This window comes from Curtobacterium flaccumfaciens UCD-AKU (assembly GCF_000349565.1).
Lineage (GTDB): Bacteria > Actinomycetota > Actinomycetes > Actinomycetales > Microbacteriaceae > Curtobacterium > Curtobacterium poinsettiae.
In genome coordinates, this window is sequence record NZ_KB714631.1 from 385,263 (window position 1) to 409,008 (window position 23,746).

Consider the following 23,746-nt stretch of genomic DNA (forward strand, 5'->3'; position numbering starts at 1 on the left):
CGTGGACTGTCGCTCAGCGCGGAACGCGGACGGACGCCCCGCGCCTGCCCGCGCACCCGCCTGCCCCGCTAGACCTCGCACACCTGCCCCTGCTTGATGTGCAGGCGCCGCTCGGCCCGCTTCGCAACCCACGAGTCGTGCGTGACGATGACGACGGTCAGCCCGCGCTCCCGCCACTGCTTCTCGATGAGCGCCATGATCTCGTCGCGGGTCGACTCGTCGAGCGCACCCGTCGGCTCGTCGGCGAGCAGCACGCTCGGGTTCTTCACCAGCGCCCGGGCGATCGCCACCCGCTGCTGCTGTCCGCCGGAGAGCTCGGCCGGCAGGTGCTCCATCCGCTCACCCAGCCCGACCTCGCGGAGGGCAGCCACCGCACGCTCGCGGACCTCGGTCCGGGACCGGTTCGCGAGCGACCCCGCGAACGCCGTCTCGACGTTCTCGAGCGCCGTCAGCGTCGGGATCAGGTTGAAGCTCTGGAACACGAAGCCGATCTCGGTCGCGCGCAGGTCGGTCAGCGCGCCGTCGCCGAGCTTCGCCACGTCGCGGTCGCCACCGAGGTGGATCGACCCGGCACTCGGCCGGTCGAGCGCTCCGAGCATCTGCAGCAGCGTCGACTTCCCGCCGCCGGTCGGCCCCTGGACGGCCACGAGCTGCCCCTGCGGGATCGTCAGGTGGACGTTCGTCAGGGCGGTGACGGTCCGGTTCTTCTGCTGGTAGGTCTTGCTGACGTTCGTCAGCCGGTACATCGGACTGGAGGCACGGCGCGCCTCCGCCTCGCCGGTCGCGGTGTCGGTGCTGGTCACGGGTGCTCCTGTCGTCGGTTCGGTCGTGTCGGTGCGGCCGGGCATCAGGCCACGCTCCGGAGCGCTTCGGCCGGACGGAGCCGGCTCGCACGCCAGCCGCCGAGCGCGCCGGCGATGAGCCCGCCGAGGATCGCCAGGCCGATCGCCAGCAGGACGATCTCGACGGTCACCGGGGCGTGCAGCACCACGTCGGTCGTCGACGCGGTGCTCGCGCCGCCGCCGAAGCCACCGGCCGGTGCACCGCCCGTCGTGCCGCTGCCCGCGGCCGCGGTCGCTGCGCCGCCGGGCATGCCACCGCCGCCACCGGCACCCCCGCCGGTCGTGCTCGAGGCGCTCGCCGAGATCGTCGGGCTGATGACGTTCACCACGAGGATGCCGATCAGGCCGGCCGCAGCGCCGAGCACGCCGCCGATCAGGCCCTGCACCAGGGACTCGCCCGCCACCTGTCGGGTGATGCGGCCGTTCGACCAGCCGATCGCCTTGAGGGTCCCGAACTCGCGGGTGCGGCGGGTCACGCCGGAGATCGTGAAGAGGATCGCGATGAGGAACGCCGCGGCGAGCACGACGATCGACAGCCACGTGCCGAGGTTCGCGACCAGGCTCGACGCGGTGCTGAGCGACCCGGACACGCTCGAGGCCAGGTCGGCCTCGGTGGAGACGGTGGCGCTCGTCAGCTTCGCCTGCAGTGCGGACTTGATCGTGCTGACGTCGGACGAGGACTCGGCCGACACGTAGATGGAGGTGACCTTGCCGTCGAGGTCGGCCAGCGCCTGCGCGGTGTCGAGCGGGATGTAGGTGTTCGAGCCCGTGGTTGAGGCCGAGCCGGTGGAGCTCACGATGCCGATGACGGTGAAGTCCGTGCCGCCGATGTCGACCGTGTCGCCGACCGCCTTCGACTCGCTCTTCGCGTACGACGCATCGAGCACGACGACGTCCTTGCCCGCGTCCTTCGCGGCGAAGGTGCGCCCCTTCGTGAGCTCGGTGCTCGTGAGCGGACCGACCGTCGCGCCGGACACCGGGATGCCGGTCACCGTGAACGAGTCGACGCTGAACGACCCACCGCCGAACCCGCCGCCACCGCCGGTGTCCCCGCTCGGTGGGCCCTGCTGGGTCGTGCTGTCGCTGCTGGAGTCGCTGCTGCCGTCCGTGCTGCTGTCGTCGGTCGACTGCTGCTGGACCTGGCCGGAGAACGTGCTGTTCTCGAGGGTCAGGACACCCGTCGCGGCCTTGACGCCGTCGGTGCTCGTGATCGTCGACAGGTTCGCGGCGTCCAGGGTGCTCGTACCGCGCGCGACCGCGAGCCGCGACTGCGACAGGTCGGTCGAACCGCTGTCGTCGTCGCTGTCGCCCCGGCTGCCGAAGTCGAAGCTCGGACGCCCGCCGTTCGTCGACGCCGTCGCGGTCTTGGTGACGGTGATGTCGGTGCCGACGCCGTAGACGGACTGCAGGACGCTCGACTGCGCTGCCTGCACGCCACCCGAGATCGACGACACGATCACCACGAGGGCGATGGCCAGGGCCATCCCGATCGCGATGATGACCGTCTGCTTCTTGCGGTTCGTGAGTTCGCGCCTGAGGTAGGTCAGGAACATGGTTCTCCTCGGTGGTGGCCGGCTGGGGTCACCGGCCGCGCAGAGCACGCGGCGGGGCCGACGGAGGAGAACCTAGGCAGCGTGGTTGTGGCGGTCACTGCTGCTTCCGATGAACCGCGTAAGCGCCCCCCGGCAAAGGATGACACGTGATATTCTGGATGCGTGGCGATCGTGCGGAGTGGGGTGTTCAGCATCGCCGCGACCGCTTTCCGGGCCTCCGTGCAGATCGTCTCGAACGTCGTCGTGGCACGCGTCTTGGGGCCGGACGCCTACGGGGTCGCCGCGGCGGTGCTCGCGCTCGGTGTCGTCCTCGAGCTGGTCCGCAACAGCGGGTTCGCTGCGGTCGTCCTGCGTTCGGGTGCGCTCCCGGCGGACGTCCACGTCGCACTCCACCGAGCGAGTTCCCTGACGGGTGTCCTGCTGGGGGCCCTCGTCGCCGCCGCCGGTCTCCTCGTCCTCCGGGTGCTGCCGTCGTCGCCGTCCGGCGGGCTGCTCCTGGCGATCGCAGTGGCCTTCCCGCTCGCCGGCCTCGTCGCCGTCCCGATCGCCTCGATGGTGCGCCAGCACGAGATGGGACGGGTCGCACTCGTCGAGTCGATCGCCGTGGTGCTCGGTTCCACCCTGTCGATCGGTCTCGCGCTCGTCGGCGCCGGACCCGTCGCGATGGTGGCGCAGGTGGTGGCCCTGTGGATCGTGATCACGGTCGGCGTCGTCGTCCTGCGCCGCGTACCCCGCGGCACCGCAGCACCGTGGCGTTCGGTCCGCACCATGGCCGCGCTCGCGCGGGACGTGTCCTTGGTCCAGCTGGTCTCGCTCGTCGCCAGGGCAGGGGACCGCGTGCTGGTGGCGGCGCTCTTCGGCCCGGCGGCGTCCGGCTTGTGGGTCCAGGCGGTGCAGCTGATGACCCTGCCGCTGGACCAGATCGGGGCGGCTGTCCAACGGATCGCGGTCCCGGCGATGGCGGGCGTCGACGCCGTGGTGCTCCGTGAGCGGTTCCGGCGACTCGTCGGCACGGTGACGCTCCTGGCGTGGCCGGTCCTCGCCGTGCTCGGGGTGCTCGCCGGCCCGATCGTCCACCTGCTGTTCGGTGACGACTGGCTCGGCTCCGCGGCACTCCTGCCGTCCCTCGTCGTCGCGGGCGGGGCGCAGGCGCTCGGGTTCGCGGCCGTCTGGTACTTCATCGCCAGTGGCCGCGCCGGGCGGCAGGTCCGTTGGGCGCTGGTCACCCAGCCGGTCCTCGTCGGCGCCCTCGTCGTCGGCACCGTCTGGGGGCCGCAGGGCATGGCTGCCGCGTACGCGGTGGCCTGCTCCGGGCTCGTGGTGCCGGCCTTCCTGGTGGCGACGAAGGGATCCGGTCTGCGGTTGCGCGACCTCGGACTCCCGGTCCTCCCCGCGGCCGCGGCCACGAGCGCCGCGGTCCTCGTGTCGGCCGTGGTCCGAAGCGGGTTCGGTGCTGATCCGATCGGCTCCGTGCTCGTGCCGGGCATCCTGGCAGCACTGGCGGCACTGCTCGTCGCCCTCGTCTTCCCCGACGTCCGATCGGCCCTGCCCCGTCGGCGCCGACGACCTCCCCGTCCCCGTCCCAGGAAGGCGCTCGCCCGTGGCCCGGTTCCCTGATCCCGTCCCCCCGGTCCCACCCGTGCGGACGGCTGTCATCCCCGCCGCCGGTCGCGGCACCCGACTCGGTCGCCTGACGCAAGCGATCCCGAAGGAGCTGTTGCCACTCGGCGACCGGCCGGCGCTGGACATCGTGGTCGACGAACTGATCGGCGCCGGGATCGAGCGCATCGTCCTCGTCACCCGGCCGGACAAGACGGCCTTGAACGACTACGTCACGGACGTCCTCCGGCCGGACGCCCGAGCCCGGGGTGTCGAGTTGGAGACCTGTCTCCAGACTGCCGGGCCGGGCAACGGGGGAGCGATCCTGTCGGCTGCGACCCGCGTGCGCGATGAGTCCTTCCTCGTGCTCTGGGGTGACGAGGTCGTCTTCGGTGAGAACCGCAGCGCCGTCGTGCTCGACCGTCACCGCAGGACCGGACTGCCCGTCATCGCTGTCGTGCGTGCTCCGCGTGCGGCGCTCCGACGCTGCGGTGTCGCTCGTGTGGACGCCAGCGGGAGGGTCGTCGAACTCGTCGAGAAGCCGGTCGACCCGCCCGTCGACGGGCTCGCTTCGGTCGGTGGGTACGTGGTCACGCCAGCGGTGCTCGGAGCGCTGCGCGCCGTGGCCCCCGCGGCCGACGGGGAGCTCTACCTCAGTGCTGCGCTCGGCGCGCTCGCACTCGACGGGGGCGTGCAGGCCGCACGGATCCACGGCGACTGGCACGAGACCGGGTCGATCGACGGCTACACGACCGCGTTCGCCGCAGCGGTTGCCTTCCGCCGTTGATATTTCGCATGTGTAATGGGTATGCTGGTCGTCGACACCGAACGAAGGACAGCCATGCTCACCACCACAGCCCCTGACCTGCGGGCCGCCGCGCAGATCGTCGAGGCGTACTCCGTCCAGGTCGACCGGTTCGCCCGTCGGTTCCCCGTCGACGAGATCGCGCGCATCGCGGCCGTGCTCGTCGACGCCCACCGCGACGGACGCTCGGTCTTCGTCTTCGGCAACGGGGCCTGCGCGGCGTTGGCGAGCCACATGGCGGCCGACCTCGCGAAGAGCCTGGCTCCGTCCCGTCAGGCCGACCCGCTCGCTCCGGTCGCCGAGCGGCTGCGGATCCTCGCCCTGACCGACAACGCCGCAATGATGACCGCCGTCGGCAACGACTTCGACTACGACGACGTCTTCCTCGAGCAGCTGCGGGTCCTCATGCGCACCGGGGACGTCGTGTTCGGGCTCAGCGCCTCCGGGGGATCCGCCAACGTGCTGCGCGCGCTCGACTTCGCCCGCGACCGCGGCGCCGTCACGCTCGCCTTCACCGGGGCGATGCAGGGACTCCCGCCGATCCTCGACCTCGTCGACGTCGCCGCCGTGGTGCCGTCGTGTGACATCGACGTCATCGAGGACTTCCACGTCGCGTACCACCACGCGCTCACCCGTGCCTTCGTCGCCGGCGTCCAGGTCGCCCGCTCGTGATCATCGCCCGCTCCCCGCTCCGCGTCTCCTTCTTCGGTGGGGGCAGCGACCTCCCCGCGTACTTCTCCGAGCAGCCCGGGTGCGTGGTCAGCACCACGATCGACCTGGCCGTCGAGACCGTCGTCCGCCCCCGTGCACGTGGTGGGATCCGCGTCGTGACCGACGGCGTGCAGACGGCGGACTCCCCGGCAGCCATCGAGCACGACTTCGTGCGCGAAGCCCTGCTGCACGACACCCCGGCGGTCCCGGTCGACGTCTCGATCCACTCCGACGTCCGGAGCTCCGGGACCGGCCTCGGCACCTCCGGCGCGGTCGTCACCAGCCTGGTGGCGGCGTTGGCGGCACTCCGCGGTGCCGACCTCGAGCCGAGCGCGCTCGCCGCCACTGCCAGTGAGATCGAGATGATCCGCTGCGCGCGTCCGGTGGGCCTGCAGGACCAGACCGCGTCCGCCCACGGGGGACTCCGTCGCTACGACTTCGGCACCGACGGCTCGACGGTCGCGACGCCCATCGACATGCCGGAGCGTGCCAGGCAGGACCTCGAATCGTCGCTCGTGCTGGTCGACACCCTGATCGGGCGGGACGCCGGACAGCAACTCGGCCGCCAGTCCCGCACGATGTCGCGGCCGGGCGGAGCGCGGGACCGCGTGACACGGATGGTGGAGCTCGCCCGGGTGATGGGCGACGAGCTCGCCGCCGGTCGCACCGACTCGTTCGGCCCGGCCCTGCACGAGGCATGGACGCTCAAGGCCGCGGTGCTCGGAACGACGGCGAGCCCCGTCGTCGAGCTGTACGAGCACGGACGCACGCTCGGGGCCACCGGCGGGAAACTGCTCGGTGCTGGCGGTGGCGGGCACATGCTGTTCGTCGTGCCCCCGTCCGAGCGTGCTGCGTTCGTCCGGGCCCTCGGCCCCGAACGCGTCGTCCCGTTCGCCTTCTCGGAGACCGGGACGCGTGTCCGCGTCGCGTGACCGCCACCGGTCGTTGGAACGGCTCTCCGAACGGCCGCTCGACGGCGTCGATGCACTGTTCCTCGACCGGGACGGTGTGCTCATCGTCGACCACGGACACGTCGGGTCGCTCGACCGCACCGAGCTCGTCCCCGACGCCATCGAATCGGCTGCTGCGGCCTGGCACGACGGCATCCCGGTGGTCGTCGTGACGAACCAGAGCGGCATCGCCCGGGGCTGGTACGACTGGTCCGGCTTCGACACCGTGAACGGGCGCATCCGCCGAGCCATGCAGTCCCACGGCGCGGACGTCGACGTGATCGTCGGGAGTGCTCGACTGCCCGGTGACCCGGACCCGTGGCGGAAGCCCGGACCCGGCATGGTCCTCGCGGCGGCAGCGACGTTCGGCATCCGGCTCGCCGGGTCCTGGATCGTCGGTGACCGTCCGTCCGACCTCGCCTGTGGTCGGACCGCCGGCCTCGCCGGCGGTGTCCTCGTCGGCGACCTCCACGCCACGGGGGTGACCCCCGCTGCCGGGATCACCACGGCGGCCACGATGATCGGCGCGACGGCCGGCCAACGGGAACCCGCACGATGAGCGGCGTCGCACCGCAGCCCACGGTCGGCGTCGTCATCCCGGTCGGACAGCGCACCACCGTCGAGCTCGGCCCCCAGTTCGCAGCGCTCGCCCGGCAGACGTGGACCGGACCCGTCGAGATCGTGGTCAGTTGCAACGGTGAACCCCGTCACCTGGTCGACGCGCGCATCGCTGCAGAGGAGTGGCCGCGCGGCTGGACGGTCCGCTCCATCGACTCGTCCGCGATCCGAGGCGCTGCCCCGGCGCGGAACGCCGGTTGGCGGGCACTCCGCTCCGACATCGTGCTGTTCTGCGACGCTGACGACGTCGTGGCGGACACCTGGATCGCGGGGATGGTCCGCGGGCTGGCCGATGCCGGTGTCTGCACGGGGCCGCTGCTGCACGACGCGCTCAACGAGCCGTGGATGTGGGAAGCGCCCGAGCAGGCGTGGCCGATCGTGCGGTTCGGGCACCTCCCGCACACGTCCGCTGCCAACCTCGGCATGCGGCGCACCGTCCTCGAAGCCGCCGGGGGCTTCGACACGTCGCTCGGTGCCGCCGAGGACATCGACCTGGCATGGCGTGCGACCTACCTCGGGTTCCCGACCCACTTCGAACCGTCCGCATCGGTCCAGTACCGACTCCGCCGAGGCACCCGGGAGCTGTTCCGGAACAACCGGCACTACGCGCGCTGGGACCGTGTCCTCGTCGACAAGCACCGAGCGCACGGCGCCGCCTGGCGTCCCCGCGAGGTCCTCCGTCACCTCCTGGCGACCGGATGGGCGCTCGTGGGCGCACCGTTCGGCCGGCGGCGACGACGTGCTGCGGCGATCCGCCTCGGGACGGTCGCCGGCTGGGTGGAGCGGTTCACCGGCCGACGCCCCACCTCCACCTAGGACGGTCAGCCGACGTCGCCGTACTGCTGGCGCAGGTGTTCGGCGTACCCGCCCGGGGTCCTGCCGGCGAAGCGCCCGCTCGTCACCACCGGCAGCTCGACGGTCGCGTCCACGCGGAACCCGAGCGCTCGGGCCCGGGTGACCAGGCGGGCGTCCTCGTGTTCGGGGACGGGGTCGAACCCGCCGAGCGTGACGTACGCCGCGGCGAGCACGCCGAGGTTGGCGCCGTGCACGTGACCGAGCGCGGCGCCCGGCGGGTGGGCCCGCGTCCACCGGTCGAGCACCGCGGGTGCCAGGTCGTCCGGGTCCGGGACGACGGCGCCGACGAGCACCTGCGCGCCGGATGCCAGTGCGTCGGACTGCTGGACGAGCCACCGCTCGTGCACGCGCGAATCGGCGTCGGTGTGCGCGAGCCACCGAGCCACCGGGTCGCCGTCGTGCGCTCGCAGCGCGTGCGTCGCCCCGATGGACCGTGCCCGACCGACCCCGACCCGGTCCGTGGTCAGGACGTCGACCGGGTACCGATCGACCACGGCAGCGGTGTCGTCCGTGCAACCGTCCAGCACCACCGTGATCGCCGCGTCGACCCCGGGCCGCTCCGTGGCGAGCCGGTCGACCGCCACCAGGAGCGATCCGAGGCACGCGGCGATCCGGTCGGCCTCGTCGTGCGCCGGGACGACCACGTCGATGCGCGGTCGGTGGTGGGGCACGGTCACCGGACGATCCCCTCGGCCCGGGCCACCGAGGTGACCGCCGGGCCGGGCAGCACACTCAGCACGAAGTCCGCTTCCACGTGCCGGAGCAGGGCGGGACGCGGCCAGCGTTCGGTCAGCCGCGCGTCCACCGCGTCGCCGCTCGACACGGCCTCGTCGTCGGGGTGCCGCCAGTGACAGGCGACGAGCACGCCGTCGTCGTCGAGCGAGGTGAGCACGCGGTCGATCGTGGCGTCGAGGTCGGCCGGGGACAGGTAGTACCCGACCTCGGACATCACCACCAGGTCCCAGCGGCCCTCCGGCCACTCGGACGGCAGGGCCGCCTGCAGGAACCGCGCGGTCGGGGCACGGCGGGCGGCACGCTCGAGCGGTGCCGCCGAGATGTCGGTGCCGAGCACGTCGTCCGCGCGTTCGGCCAGGGCGGCGGTCAGGACACCGGTCGCACAACCGAGCTCGAGCGCCGAGCGGAAACGCGGGCGGGGGAGCGCCGCCAGTGTCACGGCCCGCTTGCGCTGCTCGTACCAGGACCCGTCGAAGTCCCACCCCTCGGGCTTCCGGTCGTAGTGCGCGTCGAACGACTCGCGAGACCGCGACGCGGCGGACTCCGGCACGAAGAACCACTCGGTCGTCCGCAGGTGGTGTGCGGCGTGCCGGTCGTCGACGATCGCCTCGTCGCCGACCGCGGGCGAGAGCGGCCGGGTCTGCGACGGGTAGGCATCGAGGGCGGCACGCTTCCGGGCGACGAGGTCCTCGGTCAACGGCAGCGCTCGAGCGCGGTCCCACGGGGCGACGGTGCGCTCCGGCTCGTCCCAGTGCCACGCCCAGATCGGGTACGCGAGCAGGTCGACATCGGGGGCGCTCGCCGCGGCGGCCTCGGTGACCTCGCCGGCGATGCGGTGGTCACGGTGCCCGTCTCCAGGCCACGGTGCGACGAGGAGCACCGGGTGCGCGGCCGCGGCCAGCGCCTGGTCGACGGCCTCCGTCACGCGGTCGCGGTGTTCGCGGGTCGTGCCGTCCGGGATCCCGACCGAGGTCGACGTGACGTCGGGGTGCAGGACGCGCACGGCCGCAACGAACTCCGCGTCGCGTGCGGCGGCGAGCGCCTCCGCGGTCGTCGTGGGGGAGTCCGGGTGCGAGCGCTCGCCGCGGGTGAGGAGCAGCACGTGCACGGGGGTGCCAGCCTGCGCAGCCGCCGCGATCAGGCCACCGGCACCGAGGGTCTCGTCGTCGGGGTGCGGTGCGACGACGAGCACGGACCCGGTGTCGGCCAGGTCGATCGCCGGTGCGTCCACGCCGTCGAGGAACCGTGTCCACGCCGCCGGGTCGGTCCCCCGTTCGCGGTGGTCGAAGTTCACCACGCGACACCGCCGCGCTCGAGCACCATCCGGCCGATGCGGGCGAGGTCGCGTGCGCCGTGGTCCTGCAGGACGTAGAGCTCGAGGTCGGCGACCCGCGCGGCGACGGCGGCATCGGCGGTCAGCGGTGCCGGGCCGATCGTCGCGACCACCCGTTCGCGCACCGCGTCGACCGACCGGCGCACCCGCGATCGCACCGTCTGGGCGAGCAGCCGCCAGTCGGTGTCGTCGGAGGCCGGGTCGGAGCCGTCGATCCGGGCAGCGGCGTCGGCGAGGGCGTCCTCGGCGTCGGCGAGGTCGGCGACGGTGGCACCGAGGGCCGCCTGCAGCAGCTCGGACTCCGGGTGCGCGGCCGCGGCGTCGCGGAGCACCCGTGCAAGCCCGACCGCGCCGCCCCACCAGCAGGCCGCGACACCGATGCCGCCCCACGCGAAGCCCGGACGCTCCAGGTACCAGCCGGGGGCGCCGACGGGCCGTGCCCGGACACCGTCGAAGTCGACCGGTCCGCTCGGCACGTCGGGCATGCCGCGTGCGACCCAGGCCTCGTCGTGCAGGGTGACTCCCGGCTGTCGCAGGTCCACGGCGACCAGGACGCGCTCGTCACCCAGGTGCGCGGTGACCAGGGCGTGCGAGAGCGTCGAGGCGAGCGAGCACCACGGCTTCCTGCCGTGGAGCAGGACCGTGCCGTCGTCCTGTGGTGCGGCGTCGAGCCGCAGCCCCGGGCCCTCGGCTGCGAAGACGCCCCACGTGGAACCGTCCGGGGCGTCGGCCCCGGCCTGCGCCAGGATCCCGAGGGCGTCCAGGTGCGGTTCGACGGTGCGGGCAGTGGCGACGTCCGCCGCGGCGACCGCGGCGAGCGTGCCGAAGAAGCCGCCGGCCGTGCCGGCGGACAGGGGCGGGGTGGTGGCGGCGACCGCCTGCGCGACCGCCAGGCGGTCCGTCGGTGTCGAGCCGGGCCTCCCGGTCGTCCGTTCGATCCGCGCGGTTTCCAGGTGCCGGGCCGACGACGGCCAGGCTGCAGATCGCAACATGCTCCCAACGTACGGAGCGTCGGGCCGTGGACGTGTCCTCGATCCACAGAACGCACTGGGCCGGGCCACAGACGACTCATAGGAACTTCTCGATACTCGAAGACGTGACCATCTCCCAGCCCGCAGCAGCCCCGCGCCTCACACGTGCCGACGGAACCCCGTTGCGCATCCTGGTCGTCGACGACGAAGCCAGCCTCACCGACCTGTTGTCCATGGCGCTGCGCTACGAGGGCTGGGACGTGAAGAGCGCGAACGGCGGGCAGGACGCCCTGACGACCGCGCGGGAGTTCAAGCCCGACGCGATGGTGCTCGACGTGATGATGCCCGACCTCGACGGGCTGCAGGTGCTGAGCCGGCTGCGGCAGAACAACGACGACACCCCGGTGCTGTTCCTCACCGCCAAGGACTCCGTCGAGGACCGGGTCACCGGACTCACCGCCGGTGGTGACGACTACGTCACGAAGCCGTTCTCCCTGGAAGAGGTCGTGGCGCGTCTGCGCGGGCTCATCCGCCGCTCGCAGATCTCGATCTCCGAGGCCGGAGACTCACGCATCGTCGTCGGCGACCTGGTGCTCGACGAGGAGTCGTACGAGGTGCACCGCGCCGGCCGGCCGATCGAACTGACGGCCACCGAGTTCGAACTCCTTCGCTTCCTGATGCGGAACCCCCGTCGCGTGCTCTCGAAGGCGCAGATCCTGGACCGCGTGTGGTCGTACGACTTCGGCGGCAAGTCCTCGGTCGTCGAGATCTACATCTCCTACCTGCGCAAGAAGATCGACGCCGGCGAGACGCCGATGATCCACACGGTGCGCGGCGTCGGGTACGTCATCAAGCCGACCTCGTGACCCTGCGGCGTCGGCTCGTCCTGAGCATCGTCGCCCTCGTCGTCGCCGTGAGTGCGGTGATCGGGGCGGGGAGCATCATCGCGTTGTTCTCGATCCAGCGCTCCGCGATCGACGAGCAGCTGCAGTTCGCCACGAACCGTGCGCAGCGATCCGTCGAGCAGCAGGGCGGGAGCGGGCCGGGTCTGGACATCGGCCGCCCGTCCGGACAAGCGTCCGGGACCCTGACGGTCTACTTCCTCAACGGGGACGTCATCGTCGGGAGCGTGCTGGACAACGCCGGGGGGATCGAGCGTCTCTCGGCGCCGGTGGTCGCGCCGCTCGGCGGGGTGCACGTCGACGGGCGTCCACACACCATCGACCTCGGCGGTGACCTCGGTCGCTACCGGGTGACCGCGGCGACCGTCGGGCCTGCCGTGCTCGTGGTCGGCCTGCCGATGGCACCCGTCTACGAGAGCGTCTGGAAGCTCCTGGGCGTCGTGCTGGTCGTCACCGGACTCGCACTCCTCGCCGCCTCACTGGTCGCCGCCCTCGTGGTCCGGCGCTCCCTGCGGCCGCTCGACCGCGTCGCCGAGACCGCCTCCACCGTCGCGCGCATGCCGCTCGACCGCAGTGACGCCCTCGACGGCGTCCGCGTGCCGGACACCGACCCCCGCACCGAGGTCGGCCGGGTCGGCAGCGCCTTCAACCGGATGCTCGGGCACATCGGCAGTGCGATGCAGGCGCGGGAACGCTCGGAGCAGAAGGTGCGGCAGTTCGTCGCCGACGCCTCGCACGAGCTCCGGACCCCGCTCGCCTCGGTGCGCGGGTACGCCGAACTCACCCGGCGCATGGGCGGCGACCTGCCGAAGGACGTCGTCTACGCGATGAGCCGCATCGAGTCCGAGTCCATCCGGATGACCTCGATGGTGGAGGACCTGCTGCTCCTCGCGCGGCTCGACGAGGGCCGCGAGATCCAGTTCGCCGAGGTCGACCTGACCGGCCTGGTGCTCGACGCCGTGAACGACGCCCACGCCGCCTCACCCGAGCACCCCATCGAGGTCGACGTCCCACCGGAGCCGGTCACCATCACCGGGGACGCCGCACGCCTGCACCAGGTCATCGTCAACCTCGTCACGAACGCCCGGACCCACACGCCCGAGGGCACCCGCATCACGGTCGGGCTCGCCCCGGTCGACGGCGGCGTGGACCTGACCGTGCGCGACACCGGCCAGGGCATCGACCCGGAGTTCCTGCCGAAGCTGTTCGAGCGGTTCGCCCGTGCCGACAGCTCGCGCTCCCGCACGGTCGGGTCGACCGGGCTCGGGCTCGCCATCGTCGCCGCGGTCGTGCAGGCGCACGGCGGGCGGGTCGAGGTCACGAGCGAGCCCGGGGACACGGTGTTCACGGTGCACCTGCCGCGCGACCCCGCTGCGGCTGCTGCCGCGGCGGGGTCGGTCGCGTCGTCGTCGTCGTCGGCCGAGCCGGCCGAGGGGGCCGGGTCCGCCGACTGGTCGGCGACGCCCGCTGCGGTGGACCGCACCCACTGACGGAGGGGAGGCGCGGGGCGGGCCCGCACCGCGCCTCCCGACCGCTGTTTGGTCTCGTCCACGGCATCTGCTACTGTTCTCGAAGCCAAAGACCGCCGGATGTCGTGCTGCTTGCAACGTGTTTGTGAACATCGTGACCGAAGGTCCTCACTCGTGAGGCATCCCGCGCAGGTGTTCCGAACCACTCCCACCATCTGGTGAGAGCAGCTCCGAGCCTCTGCGCCGGAGCTTTTTTCGTTCGTGGACCTGGGGCTGCCGGCAAGACCCCCAAGGAGAACCATGGCGAACAAGGAAGCTGCGGTCGCCGAGCTCACGGAGTCCTTCCGTAGCTCGAACGCCGTTCTGCTCACCGAGTACCGCGGTCTCACGGTCGCGCAGCTCAAGGAGCTCCGCAACTCGATCCGTGAGCACGCCACGTACGCCGTGGTGAAGAACACGCTGACCAAGATCGCGGCGAACAACGCCGGCATCTCGTCGTTCGACGACGAACTCGCCGGTCCGTCCGCTCTCGCCTTCGTCCACGGTGACACCGTCGCCGTCGCGAAGTCGCTGCGTGCATTCGCCAAGGCGAACCCCGAGCTCGTGGTGAAGGGCGGTTACTTCGACGGTAACCCGCTCACCGCGACCGAGGTGGACAAGCTCGCCGACCTCGAGTCCCGTGAAGTGCTGCTCGGCAAGCTCGCCGGCGCACTCAAGGCCTCGCTGTTCGGTGCTGCGTACCTGTTCCAGGCACCCCTCTCGCAGGCCGTCCGCACCGTGGACGCCCTTCGCGAGAAGCAGGAGTCCGCGGCCTGATCAGGCTCGCGTTCATCAACCACACGTACTAGCTAGTAGTAGGAGAAAATCATGGCGAAGCTTTCGCAGGACGAGCTCATCGAGGCCTTCAAGGAGCTCACGCTCATCGAGCTCTCGGACTTCGTGAAGAAGTTCGAAGAGGTCTTCGAGGTCACCGCTGCTGCCCCGGCCGCTGCTGCCGCTCCGGCCGCCGCTGCCCCGGCCGAGGCCGCTGAGGAGAAGACCGAGTTCGACGTCATCCTCAAGTCCGCTGGTGACAAGAAGATCCAGGTCATCAAGGAGGTCCGTGGCCTGACGTCGCTCGGCCTCGGTGAGGCCAAGGCGCTCGTCGAGACCGCCGACGCCAAGATCCTCGAGGGTGCGAACAAGGAGACCGCCGACAAGGCGAAGGCGACCCTCGAGGCCGCTGGCGCCACGATCGAGCTCGCGTAGTCTCGACCGTTCCGGTCACGAAGGCCGCTGCCCCTCGGGGTGGCGGCCTTCGTCGTGTGCGGGGTGGGGGCTGTGTGCGGCACCTTCGCCGAGACTCGGCTGAGCGGACACTTTGCCGGCCGCTGGAGCGGGAAGTTGTCCGTTGAGCCGAGACTCGATTGTCGCCGATGCTGCTCACGGAGTGATCAACACCCCGTGCGAACGGAGCAGCGCACGGAACCGGTCGAGGCTCTCGAGGTGCCACCAGGTCACTCGGATGACGGACCGAACTTCTCGGTGGGTACGGATGCGGTCCTCCCGGCGCTTCTCCTGCCAGAGGACCTCGCTGGGATCGCGACCTGCGAGCATCTCGCGGTCGACGTACTTCTGCTTGCCATCGAACTCGACGACGACTCCGGCGTCGGGCAACCAGAAGTCGACTCGGTCACGGAACCCGTTCGTGATGAACTCATGCTGCGGGTGGATGTTGGTCACTCCCAGTTGCACGAGTCGGATCGAAAAGTAGGACTCACCGGGTGACTCGTGTGCCGGATCGAGCGCGGTGGCGACGAGCCGAGCCCTCCGGCCACCGCGCGATGCGGGCGGCGGCAGGTGCTCCTCGAACACTTTCCTGTCGATCGCCTTCATGCGCACTGCATGGTCGATGGCCACGGCGGCGACCGCCGGGTCGCACGTTCGCGCGACGGCCACCGCCGTTCCGAGCGCATCGACCACAGGGACGCCGTCGAATCGACTGGGGCCGAGGCACAGGCCAGCGGGGTCGATGCCGTGTCGAATGAGCCCGACCCGGTGTTCGACACCGACCAGCTTCCAGTCGACGACGTGGATCCGCGCCGGAGCCGGTCCGATCAACGGCCAGCCATGGATGAGTGCAGCCGTGACGTGCGAGAACGCGCTGGTCGGACTCAGGTCAGGAGCGAGAGCCCAAGCCATGGCGAGGTGCTTGTCCGACGTGTCGAGTGCATCCCACAGCCGCTTGTCGAGGTAGACACCCGCACGGAGCCGGATGACTCGCCCAGCGGCATGGAGCCGTCGGAGTTGTCGTGCTCGCGATGGATCCGACCGCTCGGCGCGGAGGAGATCGGGGCGTGTCCGGTGAAGCTGCATGATGCGAGTGTGCGGACTCGGATGTGCGCTGTGTGCCCTCCGGCGGGATCTGTGGAGAGCGCAGGTGCACGACTGTCCCGAGGGATGTGCCGAGTCTCGTCTGGGCAGACACTCTCGCGCTTTCGTGAGCCGTAGAGAGTCCGCTTGGCCGAGACTCGCGGGCGGGCGGGCGGGGCGGGGTGCGGCCGCGGCGCGGCCGCGGCGGGGCAGCGGGGCGCGTCAGCGCAGCGTGCTGTGGCGGCGGCCGTAGGCCAGGTAGAGCAGGGCGCCGGCGACCATCCAGATGCCGAACGCGATCCAGGTGGTGGCGCCGAGGAACACCGCGAGCAGCACGCAGCTCAGGGCGCCGAGGATCGGGACGACGGGGAACAGCGGCACCCGGTACGAGCGCTCCAGGTCGGGCTGCGAGCGACGGAGCACGATGACGGAGACGTTCACCAGGGCGAAGGCGACCAGGGTCCCGATGCTCGTGGCGTCGGCGAGCTCCCCGAGGGGCACGAGCGCGGCGACGATCGTCACGGCGATGCCGATGATCAGCGTGTTCGCGATCGGGGTGCCGGTGCGGCGGGAGACCCGGCCGAAGACCTTCGGAACCAGGCCGTCGCGGGACATCGTGAGCAGGATGCGGGTCTGGCCGTACAGGACGGTGAGCACGACACTGGCGATGGCGACGACCGCCCCGATCGAGAACACGAGGGCGACGAGCGGCTGCCCCGTGACGTCGACCACGATGCGGACGAGCGACGCCTCGGACGACGAGAACGCCGTCCACGAGCGGGCCCCGATGGCGGCGATCGCGACCAGGATGTACAGCGCCGTGATGAGCGCGATGGAGCCGATGATCGCCCGTGGCAGGTCACGGCGGGGGTTCTTCGCCTCTTCACCTGCGGTCGAGGCCGCGTCGAAGCCGATGTACGAGAAGAACAGCCGTGACGCCGCTGCGGTGACCCCGGCGGCGCCCATCGGTGCGAGCGGCTCGAAGTTCTGCGCCCGGAACGCCGTGAACGCCACGACGACGAAGAAGACCAGCAGGGCGATCTTCACGACCACCATGACCGTGTTCACCCAGGCGCTCTCGCGGGCTCCTGGCAGCAGCACTGCGGTGGCGAGCAGGACCAGGACCGCGGCGGGCAGGTTGACCACGCCGCCGTCGACCGGGGGAGCGGCGAGCGCGGTGGGCAGGTGCAGCCCGAACACGCGGAGGGTCTCGTCGACGTACTCGCTGGCACCCACGGCGACCGCGGCCACCGAGACGGCGTACTCGAGCACCAGGCACCAGCCGCAGATCCAGGCGATGCCCTCGCCCATCGTGGCGTAGGTGTACGAGTAGCTGGACCCCGAGGTGGGGACGGCACCGGCCATCTCGGCGTACGACAGCGCCGAGAGCAGCGCGGCGATCCCCGCGACGACGAACGAGATCCAGACCGCGGGACCGGCGAGCGGGACCGCGGTGCCGAGGACGACCAGGATGCCGGTGCCGAGCGTGGCCCCGACGCTGATCATCGTCAGCTGCCAGACCCCGAGCGACCGACGGAGCGGTTCACCGTTCACCCCGCGGGAGGCTTCGGCCTGCAGCTGCTCGATCGGCTTGCGGCGGGCGAGCTGCGCCCCCAGGGACGTGGGACGTGACGGCGCGGACGACATGGGACCTCGGTGGTGCGGGGACGGGGACGGCACATGCTCGCACGCCCCCTGAACGGGGTCAAATACTGCGGTGCTGTGGAGAGGACGGTCGATGTCCGAGCGCGGGGCTACGGTGGCTCCATGAGCATGGGACACAGCGGGCGGGGTGGTGGTCCGCGCGGGAGCGGACGCATCTCGAGCGGTGACTTCCGCGCGCAGAAGGCCGCCAACGCCGAGGCGCCGAAGATCCCGCACCTGGTCCGTCGCATCGCCGCGCTCTTCGAGCCGCACCGCCGGGCGATCGGGCTCACGATCGTCCTCGTGCTGGTCGGCGCGGCCATCTCGGTCGTGCCGCCGCTGCTCACCCAGCAGGCGTTCGACCGCGGGCTGTTCCCGCCGTCCGGCCGCCCCGACGTCCCGGTGCTGGTCGAGCTCGTGTCCGCCATGGTCCTGCTCTGGATCGCGAGCGCCGGGGTCGGCGTGTGGCAGACGTACCTGACCGCGACCGTCGGCAACAAGGTCATGGGTGCGATGCGGATGCGCCTGTTCGCGCACCTGCAGCGGATGGAACTCGCGTTCTTCACCCGCACCAAGACCGGCGTCATCCAGTCGCGCCTGCAGAACGACGTCGGTGGTGTGGCGAGCGTGCTGAACAACACGATCTCGTCGGTGCTCGGCAACACCGTGACCGTGATCGCCGCCGTGGTCGCGATGCTGCTGCTGAGCTGGCAGATGACGCTCGTCGCGGTCGTCCTGCTCCCGCTGCTCGTCATCGCGCAGCGCCGGGTCGGGCAGGTGCGAGCGCGGATCGCCGGGCAGACGCAGGAATCGCTGTCCGACATGACGGCCATCACGCAAGAGGCCCTGAGCGTCTCCGGCATCCTGCTCGCGAAGAGCTTCAACCAGCAGGCCAGCGAGACCCGCCGCTACGGGGACGAGAACCGCAACCAGATCACCCTGCAGGTTCGGCAGCAGATGTCGGGGCAGTGGTTCTTCGCCATCGTGCAGATCTTCCTGTCGATCATCCCGGCGATCATCTACGTCGTCGCCGCGTACCTGATCATCGGCGACGTCCCGATCACGGCCGGCACGATCGTCGCGTTCACGACGGTGCAGTCCCGCCTGCTGTTCCCGACGGTCGGGCTGTTGCGCGTGGTCCTCGACCTGCAGACCTCCGGTGCGCTCTTCGCCCGCATCTTCGAGTACTTCGACCTCGAGCCGGCCATCACGGACTCGCCGACCGCGCAGCCCGTGGACGAGTCGAAGGTCGGCCACGTCGCCTTCGAGGACGTCGTCTTCACCTACCCCGACGGTGAAGCCGACAAGCCGACCCTGCGCGGGGTGTCGTTCGAGCTCCACCCCGGGCAGTTCGCCGCCTTCGTCGGGCCCTCCGGCGCCGGCAAGACGACGGTGTCCTACCTGGTGCCCCGGCTGTACGAGGCCACCGAGGGGTCCGTGCGGTTCGCCGGCCAGGACGTCCGCGACCTGGTGCACGAGGACCTCATGCGGCACGTCGGCATCGTCAGCCAGGAGACGTACCTGTTCCACGCCACGATCGGCGAGAACCTGCGGTACGCCAAGCCCGACGCCACCGACGACGAGCTCGAGCGAGCGGCCCGCGCGGCGAACATCCACGACACGATCGCGTCGTTCCCGGACGGCTACGACACCGTCGTGGGGGAGCGCGGCTACCGGCTGTCCGGTGGCGAGAAGCAGCGCATCGCCATCGCCCGGGTCATGCTCAAGGACCCGCCGGTGCTCGTCCTCGACGAGGCCACCAGTGCGCTCGACTCCATCTCCGAACACGTCGTGCAGACGGCCCTCGACACCGCGGCGGCCGGTCGGACCACCATCTCGATCGCGCACCGGCTCTCCACGATCCGCGACGCCGACGTCATCTTCGTCCTCGACCACGGCCGGATCGTCGAGCAGGGCACACACGACGAACTCCTGGCCCTCGACGGCACGTACGCGCAGCTGCACCGGCAGCAGAACACGACGGCGGACGTCGTCCGCCCCTGACGGCGGTGGTCCGGACCGGGTGCCGGACAGGAGGCCCGTGGCGGCGTCCGCGCGGGCCTCCCGTCCGCCGCGCAGCGCGACGCGCGGGCCTCCCGTCCGCCGCGCAGCGCGACGCGCGGGCCTCCCGTCCGCCGCGCAGCGCGACCAGGGCGGGGCAACCGGCGGGGCGATCAGGATGCGTTGTCCGCGCACGACACATCCCAGCGCGACGCGGGGACCGCGTCCTAGACTCCATGCCGTGCGTTACGCGAACTCCGTCGTCGACCTGGTCGGCGACACCCCGCTCGTCAAGCTCAACCGGGTGACCGAGGGGGTGCGGGCGACCATCCTGGTGAAGGTCGAGTACCTGAACCCCGGTGGGTCGTCGAAGGACCGCATCGCCACCCGGATCATCGACGCGGCCGAGGCCTCCGGCGACCTGCGTCCCGGCGGCACCATCGTCGAACCGACCTCCGGCAACACCGGCGTCGGCCTGGCCCTGGTCGCACAGCAGCGCGGCTACCGGTGCGTGTTCGTGCTGCCCGACAAGGTCGGCGAGGACAAGCGCAACGTCCTGACGGCGTACGGCGCCGAGATCGTCGTCACCCCGACCGCGGTCGCGCCCGAGGCCCCCGAGTCCTACTACTCGGTGTCGGACCGGCTCGTGCAGGAGATCCCGGGCGCCTACAAGCCGAACCAGTACGCCAACCCGAACGGTCCCCGCAGCCACTACGAGACCACCGGTCCGGAGATCTGGCGCGACACCGAGGGGCAGATCACCCACTTCGTCGCGGGCGTCGGTACCGGCGGCACGATCTCGGGCACCGGACGGTACTTGAAGGAGGCGTCCGGCGGCGGCGTCCGCATCGTCGGGGCCGACCCCGAGGGCTCCGTGTACTCCGGCGGTACCGGTCGTCCGTACCTGGTCGAGGGCGTCGGCGAGGACTTCTGGCCGAGCGCCTACGACGCCGGCGTGCCGGACGAGATCATCGCCGTGTCGGACGCCGACTCCTTCGCGATGACCCGTCGTCTGGCGCGCGAAGAAGGACTGCTCGTCGGCGGGTCGAGCGGCATGGCCGTCGTCGCGGCACTCCGCGCCGCCCGTTACCTGACCGAGGACGACGTCGTGGTGGTGTTGCTGCCGGACGGCGGACGTGGGTACCTCGGCAAGATCTTCAACGACCGGTGGATGCGCTCGTACGGGTTCGCCGAGACCGACGACGAGCGCACCGTCGGCTCGCTCATCGCCGGCAAGGACGGCCGCCTGCCCGACCTGGTGCACGCGCACCCGACGGACACCGTGCGCGACGTCGTCGACATCATGACCACGTACGGCGTCTCGCAGATGCCCGTGCTCAACGCGGAGCCGCCCGTCGTCATCGGCGAGGTCGTCGGTGCCGTCGAGGAGAAGGCACTGCTCGAGCAGGTCTTCACCGGTACCGCGAAGATGTCGGACGCCCTGTCGGACTTCGTCGGCGACCCGCTGCCGCTCATCGGCGTCGGCGAGTCGGTGTCAGCGGCTCGTCGTGCGCTCGAGTCGGCCGACGCGCTCCTCGTCGTCGCGGACGGCAAACCCGTCACCGTGCTGACCCGGCACGACCTCCTCACCTACCTCTCCGAGTAAGGAACCACCGAGCATGACCGAGTTCAGCACCCGGGCCGTCCACGCCGGCCAGGAGCCCGACGAGACCACCGGCGCCGTCATCCCGCCGATCCACCTGACGTCGACCTACGTGCAGGACGGCGTCGGTGGCATGCGCAACGGCTACGAGTACTCGCGCGCCGGCAACCCGACGCGTGACTCGCTGCAGGTGCTCCTGGCCGACCTGGACGGTGGCGTCGCGGCGTCGTCGTTCGCGTCCGGGCTCGCCGCCGAGGACGCCCTGCTCCGCGCCGCGCTGGTCCCCGGTGGCCGCGTCGTGATGGGCAACGACGTGTACGGCGGCACCCACCGCCTGGTGAGCCGGCTGCACGTGCCGTGGGGCGTCGAGCTCGTCGTCGTCGACATGAGCGACCTCGACCAGGTCCGGGCAGCGCTGCAGGGCGCACCGGCCACCACCGTGCTCTGGGTCGAGACGCCGACGAACCCGCTCATGAAGATCGCCGACATCGCCGCGCTCGCGACCCTCGGGCACGAGTCGGGCGCGCTGGTGGTCGTCGACAACACCTTCGCGTCGCCGTACCTGCAGCAGCCGCTGTCGCTCGGCGCCGACGTCGTCGTGTACTCGACCACGAAGTACCTCGGCGGACACTCCGACGTCGTCGGCGGCGCCGTCGTGCTGGCGGACGAGGAGCTCGCGGCGAAGGTGCAGTTCCTGCAGTTCGGCGCCGGTGCGATCTCGTCGCCGTTCGACGCCTACCTGACCACCCGTGGCATCAAGACGCTCGCCGTGCGGATGGAGCGGCACTCGCGGAACGCGCAGGCCGTCGCCGAGGCCCTCGTCGTCGCGCCGGGTGTCGAGCGCGTCTACTACCCGGGCCTGCCCGACCACCCGGGGCACGACGTCGCCGCCCGTCAGATGCGCGGGTTCGGCGGGATGCTCTCGGTCGCCCTGTCCGGTGGTGCCGAGGCCGCCAAGCGGTTCGCGGAGTCGACGGAGCTGTTCGCCCTGGCCGAGTCGCTCGGCGGTGTGGAGTCGCTCATCGGGTACCCGAGCGAGATGACCCACGCGTCGGTGAAGGGCACCGAACTGGCCGTGCCGGAGAACGTCGTGCGGCTGTCGGTGGGCATCGAGGACGCCGGTGACCTGGTGGCGGACCTGGAGCAGGCGCTGACGCGCTGACGAGGGACCTGCTGACGCGCTGACGCGCTGACGCGGGACCTGCTGCCGCGCCGACGCGCTGACGCGCTGACGCGGGACCTGCTGCCGCGCCGACGCGCGCCCGCGGGACCTGCTGCCGGGCCGACGCGCGCCCGCGGGACACGCTGACGCGTCGTCGGCGGCCGCCCCTACGATGATCGGGTGAGCACGACGGCGTCGCGGACCAGCCTGTTGAGCGGGCCGTACGCCCTGGCGACGATCGGCATGGTCGCGATCGTCGGCGTCGCGGCGTTCCAGAACCTGGCGATGACGACGATCATGCCGGTGATCAGCCGCGACCTGGACGGCGAGACCCTGTACGCGCTCGCCTTCGCCGCCCCGCTCGCCGCCGGGGTGCCCGGCATGGTGCTCGCCGGCAACTGGAGCGACCGCGCGGGCGGCCGGATCGTGGCCTGGGTGTCGGCGGTGTTCTTCGCGGTGGGGACCGCCGTGGTGATGCTCGCGCCGACCATGGAGGTGTTCCTGGCCGGGCGGCTCATCGAGGGCTTCGGCGCCGGGGCCATCGACGTGGTGCTGTACGTGCTGGTCGCCCGGATCTTCCCCGCGGAGCTGCACGGACCGGTGTTCGCCGGGTTCGCCGCCGCCTGGGTGGTACCGGCACTGATCGGCCCTGCCCTGGCCGGCATCGTCACCGACACCTGGAACTGGCACTGGGTGTTCGCCGGGGCCCTGGTGATCGCGCTCGCCGCGTTCGTCCTGCTCGTGCCGACGCTCGGCCGGCTGCACCCTCCGGCGGCGGCGCTCCGCCCACCGTGGCAGCGGGCCCGGATCAGCTGGTCGGTGGCCGCGGCCGTGTCGATCCTGCTGCTCAACGTCGCGCCCGACCTGACCCCGTGGGGCATGGTCGCAGCCGTCGTCGTCGGGCTGGTCGGCACCTGGTTCGCCTTGCGGCCGCTGCTGCCGACCGGCACGTTCCGGGCCGCGGCCGGGTTGCCGTCGGTCGTGCTGCTGCGGGGGCTCGTCGCCGCGTCCTTCTTCGGGAGCGAGGCGTACGTGCCGTTCCTGCTGCAGGCCGAACACGGGCTGTCACCGTCGGCTGCCGGACTCGCCTTGACGGTGGCGGCGATCAGCTGGGCCGCGTCGAGCTGGGCGCACGGCCGCCTGGGGGAGCAGCGGCTCACCGCCCGTCGGACCTTCGGGGCCGGACTCACACTCGTGCTCGTGAGCCTGGTCGCAGCGCTCGCGGTGGCCACGTTCGACCTGTCGTGGTGGGTGCTGGTCGCCGGCTGGTTCGTCGGCGGCGCGGGCATGGGAGCGATCTACCCCCGCGCGTCGATGCTGACCCTGCGCTTCTCGGGCGAGGGCGACGACGGGTTCGCGAGCTCGGCCCTGACGATCGCGGACGCCGCGGGCAGCGTGATCGGGCTCGCGGTGACCGGCCTGCTCTTCACCGCGACCGGCGGAGCCGACGGGACGGTGTCGTTCCCGCTGGTGTTCGCGGCGATGATCGGCTTCGCTGGCGTCGCGATCGCGGCCGTCCGAAGGCTCGGTCCCGTGCCGGCACCAGCGACGACGGCCTCGGCGGGCCCGGGCGGAGCCGTGTCGTCGTCGCAGGGCCCGGCCGCCGGGTAGCGTGGCAGACCGGACCGAAGAGGAGACACC

At 71.6% G+C, this 23,746-nt stretch carries 21 protein-coding genes; 14 read left to right on the forward strand and 7 right to left on the reverse strand.

Features of this window, described 5'->3' with window-relative positions:
* Positions 1–68: 68 nt before the first annotated feature.
* Both H489_RS35510 and H489_RS35515 read right to left on the reverse strand, forming a co-directional pair.
* Positions 69–746, reverse strand: a complete 678-nt coding sequence (locus tag H489_RS35510; RefSeq protein ID WP_031260507.1) for an ABC transporter ATP-binding protein — start codon at positions 744–746, stop codon at positions 69–71.
* 101 nt (positions 747–847) lie between these two features.
* Entirely contained in the window at positions 848–2,395 is a 1,548-nt protein-coding gene (locus H489_RS35515; RefSeq protein WP_017888650.1) for an ABC transporter permease, read from the reverse strand.
* Positions 2,396–2,557: 162 nt separating this feature from the next.
* Here H489_RS35515 and H489_RS35520 point away from each other — a divergent pair, with 162 nt between their 5' ends.
* From H489_RS35520 to H489_RS35540, 6 genes are read left to right on the forward strand one after another with little or no spacing between them, the layout of a single operon-like run.
* On the forward strand, positions 2,558–4,012 hold the full coding sequence (locus H489_RS35520) for an oligosaccharide flippase family protein (RefSeq protein WP_017888651.1): 1,455 nt from the start codon (positions 2,558–2,560) through the stop codon (positions 4,010–4,012).
* 22 nt (positions 4,013–4,034) lie between these two features.
* A complete protein-coding gene (locus tag H489_RS38415) occupies positions 4,035–4,781 on the forward strand; it encodes a sugar phosphate nucleotidyltransferase (RefSeq protein ID WP_017888652.1) in 747 nt (248 codons plus the stop codon).
* 54 nt (positions 4,782–4,835) lie between these two features.
* Entirely contained in the window at positions 4,836–5,471 is a 636-nt protein-coding gene (locus H489_RS0119950) for an SIS domain-containing protein (RefSeq protein WP_017888653.1), read from the forward strand.
* Positions 5,468–6,442 carry a hypothetical protein gene (locus H489_RS35530; protein WP_017888654.1) on the forward strand — a complete coding sequence of 325 codons (975 nt, stop codon included), beginning with the start codon at positions 5,468–5,470 and terminating at the stop codon, positions 6,440–6,442. Before H489_RS0119950 ends, H489_RS35530 begins: the two co-directional genes overlap by 4 nt.
* Positions 6,426–7,019 carry a D-glycero-alpha-D-manno-heptose-1,7-bisphosphate 7-phosphatase gene (locus H489_RS37150; RefSeq protein ID WP_017888655.1) on the forward strand — a complete coding sequence of 198 codons (594 nt, stop codon included), beginning with the start codon at positions 6,426–6,428 and terminating at the stop codon, positions 7,017–7,019. The genes H489_RS35530 and H489_RS37150 overlap by 17 nt, the downstream gene beginning before the upstream one ends.
* Positions 7,016–7,894 (forward strand): glycosyltransferase family 2 protein, encoded by an 879-nt coding sequence (locus H489_RS35540; RefSeq protein ID WP_020381117.1) that lies wholly within the window; start codon positions 7,016–7,018, stop codon positions 7,892–7,894. The genes H489_RS37150 and H489_RS35540 overlap by 4 nt, the downstream gene beginning before the upstream one ends.
* Positions 7,895–7,899: 5 nt before the next feature.
* On the opposite strand, the gene H489_RS35545 is transcribed toward H489_RS35540, so the two are convergent.
* Genes H489_RS35545 through H489_RS37900 form a run of 3 tightly spaced genes read right to left on the reverse strand, consistent with a single transcriptional unit; the run spans position 7,900 to position 10,993 of the window.
* A complete protein-coding gene (locus H489_RS35545; RefSeq protein ID WP_017888658.1) occupies positions 7,900–8,610 on the reverse strand; it encodes a glycosyltransferase in 711 nt (236 codons plus the stop codon).
* Positions 8,607–9,965 carry a PIG-L family deacetylase gene (locus H489_RS35550; RefSeq protein ID WP_017888659.1) on the reverse strand — a complete coding sequence of 453 codons (1,359 nt, stop codon included), beginning with the start codon at positions 9,963–9,965 and terminating at the stop codon, positions 8,607–8,609. The genes H489_RS35545 and H489_RS35550 overlap by 4 nt, the downstream gene beginning before the upstream one ends.
* Positions 9,959–10,993: an acyl-CoA dehydrogenase family protein gene (locus tag H489_RS37900; protein WP_017888660.1), complete on the reverse strand. Its 1,035-nt coding sequence runs from the start codon at positions 10,991–10,993 to the stop codon at positions 9,959–9,961. The genes H489_RS35550 and H489_RS37900 overlap by 7 nt, the downstream gene beginning before the upstream one ends.
* A 104-nt stretch (positions 10,994–11,097) precedes the next feature.
* Here H489_RS37900 and H489_RS35560 point away from each other — a divergent pair, with 104 nt between their 5' ends.
* The 4 genes from H489_RS35560 to rplL all read left to right on the forward strand — a co-directional run bounded on the left by H489_RS35560 (position 11,098) and on the right by rplL (position 14,591).
* Positions 11,098–11,838 (forward strand): response regulator transcription factor, encoded by a 741-nt coding sequence (locus H489_RS35560; RefSeq protein WP_017888661.1) that lies wholly within the window; start codon positions 11,098–11,100, stop codon positions 11,836–11,838.
* The gene (locus tag H489_RS35565; protein ID WP_017888662.1) at positions 11,835–13,364 is read left to right on the forward strand and encodes a sensor histidine kinase; all 1,530 of its coding nucleotides are present in this window, start codon (positions 11,835–11,837) and stop codon (positions 13,362–13,364) included. Before H489_RS35560 ends, H489_RS35565 begins: the two co-directional genes overlap by 4 nt.
* Positions 13,365–13,643: 279 nt before the next feature.
* The gene (gene rplJ / locus H489_RS35570) at positions 13,644–14,159 is read left to right on the forward strand and encodes a 50S ribosomal protein L10 (protein WP_017888663.1); all 516 of its coding nucleotides are present in this window, start codon (positions 13,644–13,646) and stop codon (positions 14,157–14,159) included.
* A gap of 51 nt (positions 14,160–14,210) precedes the next feature.
* The gene (gene rplL, locus H489_RS35575) at positions 14,211–14,591 is read left to right on the forward strand and encodes a 50S ribosomal protein L7/L12 (protein WP_017888664.1); all 381 of its coding nucleotides are present in this window, start codon (positions 14,211–14,213) and stop codon (positions 14,589–14,591) included.
* Positions 14,592–14,765: 174 nt separating this feature from the next.
* Here rplL and H489_RS37155 read toward each other — a convergent pair whose 3' ends face one another.
* Both H489_RS37155 and H489_RS35580 read right to left on the reverse strand, forming a co-directional pair.
* Positions 14,766–15,524, reverse strand: a complete 759-nt coding sequence (locus tag H489_RS37155) for a hypothetical protein (protein WP_139179794.1) — start codon at positions 15,522–15,524, stop codon at positions 14,766–14,768.
* Positions 15,525–15,917: 393 nt separating this feature from the next.
* Positions 15,918–17,342 carry an amino acid permease gene (locus tag H489_RS35580; RefSeq protein ID WP_017888666.1) on the reverse strand — a complete coding sequence of 475 codons (1,425 nt, stop codon included), beginning with the start codon at positions 17,340–17,342 and terminating at the stop codon, positions 15,918–15,920.
* A gap of 126 nt (positions 17,343–17,468) precedes the next feature.
* On the opposite strand from H489_RS35580, the gene H489_RS35585 reads away from it, so the two are divergent.
* The 4 genes from H489_RS35585 to H489_RS35600 all read left to right on the forward strand — a co-directional run bounded on the left by H489_RS35585 (position 17,469) and on the right by H489_RS35600 (position 23,716).
* Positions 17,469–19,343, forward strand: a complete 1,875-nt coding sequence (locus H489_RS35585; RefSeq protein WP_017888667.1) for an ABC transporter ATP-binding protein — start codon at positions 17,469–17,471, stop codon at positions 19,341–19,343.
* 238 nt (positions 19,344–19,581) lie between these two features.
* Complete coding sequence (locus tag H489_RS35590; protein ID WP_017888668.1) at positions 19,582–20,946, forward strand: cystathionine beta-synthase; 1,365 nt, start codon at positions 19,582–19,584, stop codon at positions 20,944–20,946.
* 13 nt (positions 20,947–20,959) lie between these two features.
* Entirely contained in the window at positions 20,960–22,105 is a 1,146-nt protein-coding gene (locus H489_RS35595; RefSeq protein ID WP_017888669.1) for a cystathionine gamma-synthase, read from the forward strand.
* Positions 22,106–22,285: 180 nt separating this feature from the next.
* Positions 22,286–23,716: an MFS transporter gene (locus tag H489_RS35600; RefSeq protein WP_017888670.1), complete on the forward strand. Its 1,431-nt coding sequence runs from the start codon at positions 22,286–22,288 to the stop codon at positions 23,714–23,716.
* Positions 23,717–23,746: the final 30 nt, after the last annotated feature.

What these genes read in the sequence shown, in the direction of transcription:
- H489_RS35510 (WP_031260507.1), bottom strand. Translation starts at nt 746, where the DNA reads ATGTACCGGCTGACGAACGTCAGCAAGACCTACCAGCAGAAGAACCGG.
- H489_RS35515 (WP_017888650.1), bottom strand. Translation starts at nt 2,395, where the DNA reads ATGTTCCTGACCTACCTCAGGCGCGAACTCACGAACCGCAAGAAGCAG.
- H489_RS0119950 (WP_017888653.1), top strand. Translation starts at nt 4,836, where the DNA reads ATGCTCACCACCACAGCCCCTGACCTGCGGGCCGCCGCGCAGATCGTC.
- H489_RS35540 (WP_020381117.1), top strand. Translation starts at nt 7,016, where the DNA reads ATGAGCGGCGTCGCACCGCAGCCCACGGTCGGCGTCGTCATCCCGGTC.
- H489_RS37900 (WP_017888660.1), bottom strand. Translation starts at nt 10,993, where the DNA reads ATGTTGCGATCTGCAGCCTGGCCGTCGTCGGCCCGGCACCTGGAAACC.
- rplJ (WP_017888663.1), top strand. Translation starts at nt 13,644, where the DNA reads ATGGCGAACAAGGAAGCTGCGGTCGCCGAGCTCACGGAGTCCTTCCGT.
- rplL (WP_017888664.1), top strand. Translation starts at nt 14,211, where the DNA reads ATGGCGAAGCTTTCGCAGGACGAGCTCATCGAGGCCTTCAAGGAGCTC.
- H489_RS37155 (WP_139179794.1), bottom strand. Translation starts at nt 15,524, where the DNA reads ATGGCTTGGGCTCTCGCTCCTGACCTGAGTCCGACCAGCGCGTTCTCG.
- H489_RS35580 (WP_017888666.1), bottom strand. Translation starts at nt 17,342, where the DNA reads ATGTCGTCCGCGCCGTCACGTCCCACGTCCCTGGGGGCGCAGCTCGCC.
- H489_RS35585 (WP_017888667.1), top strand. Translation starts at nt 17,469, where the DNA reads ATGGGACACAGCGGGCGGGGTGGTGGTCCGCGCGGGAGCGGACGCATC.
- H489_RS35595 (WP_017888669.1), top strand. Translation starts at nt 20,960, where the DNA reads ATGACCGAGTTCAGCACCCGGGCCGTCCACGCCGGCCAGGAGCCCGAC.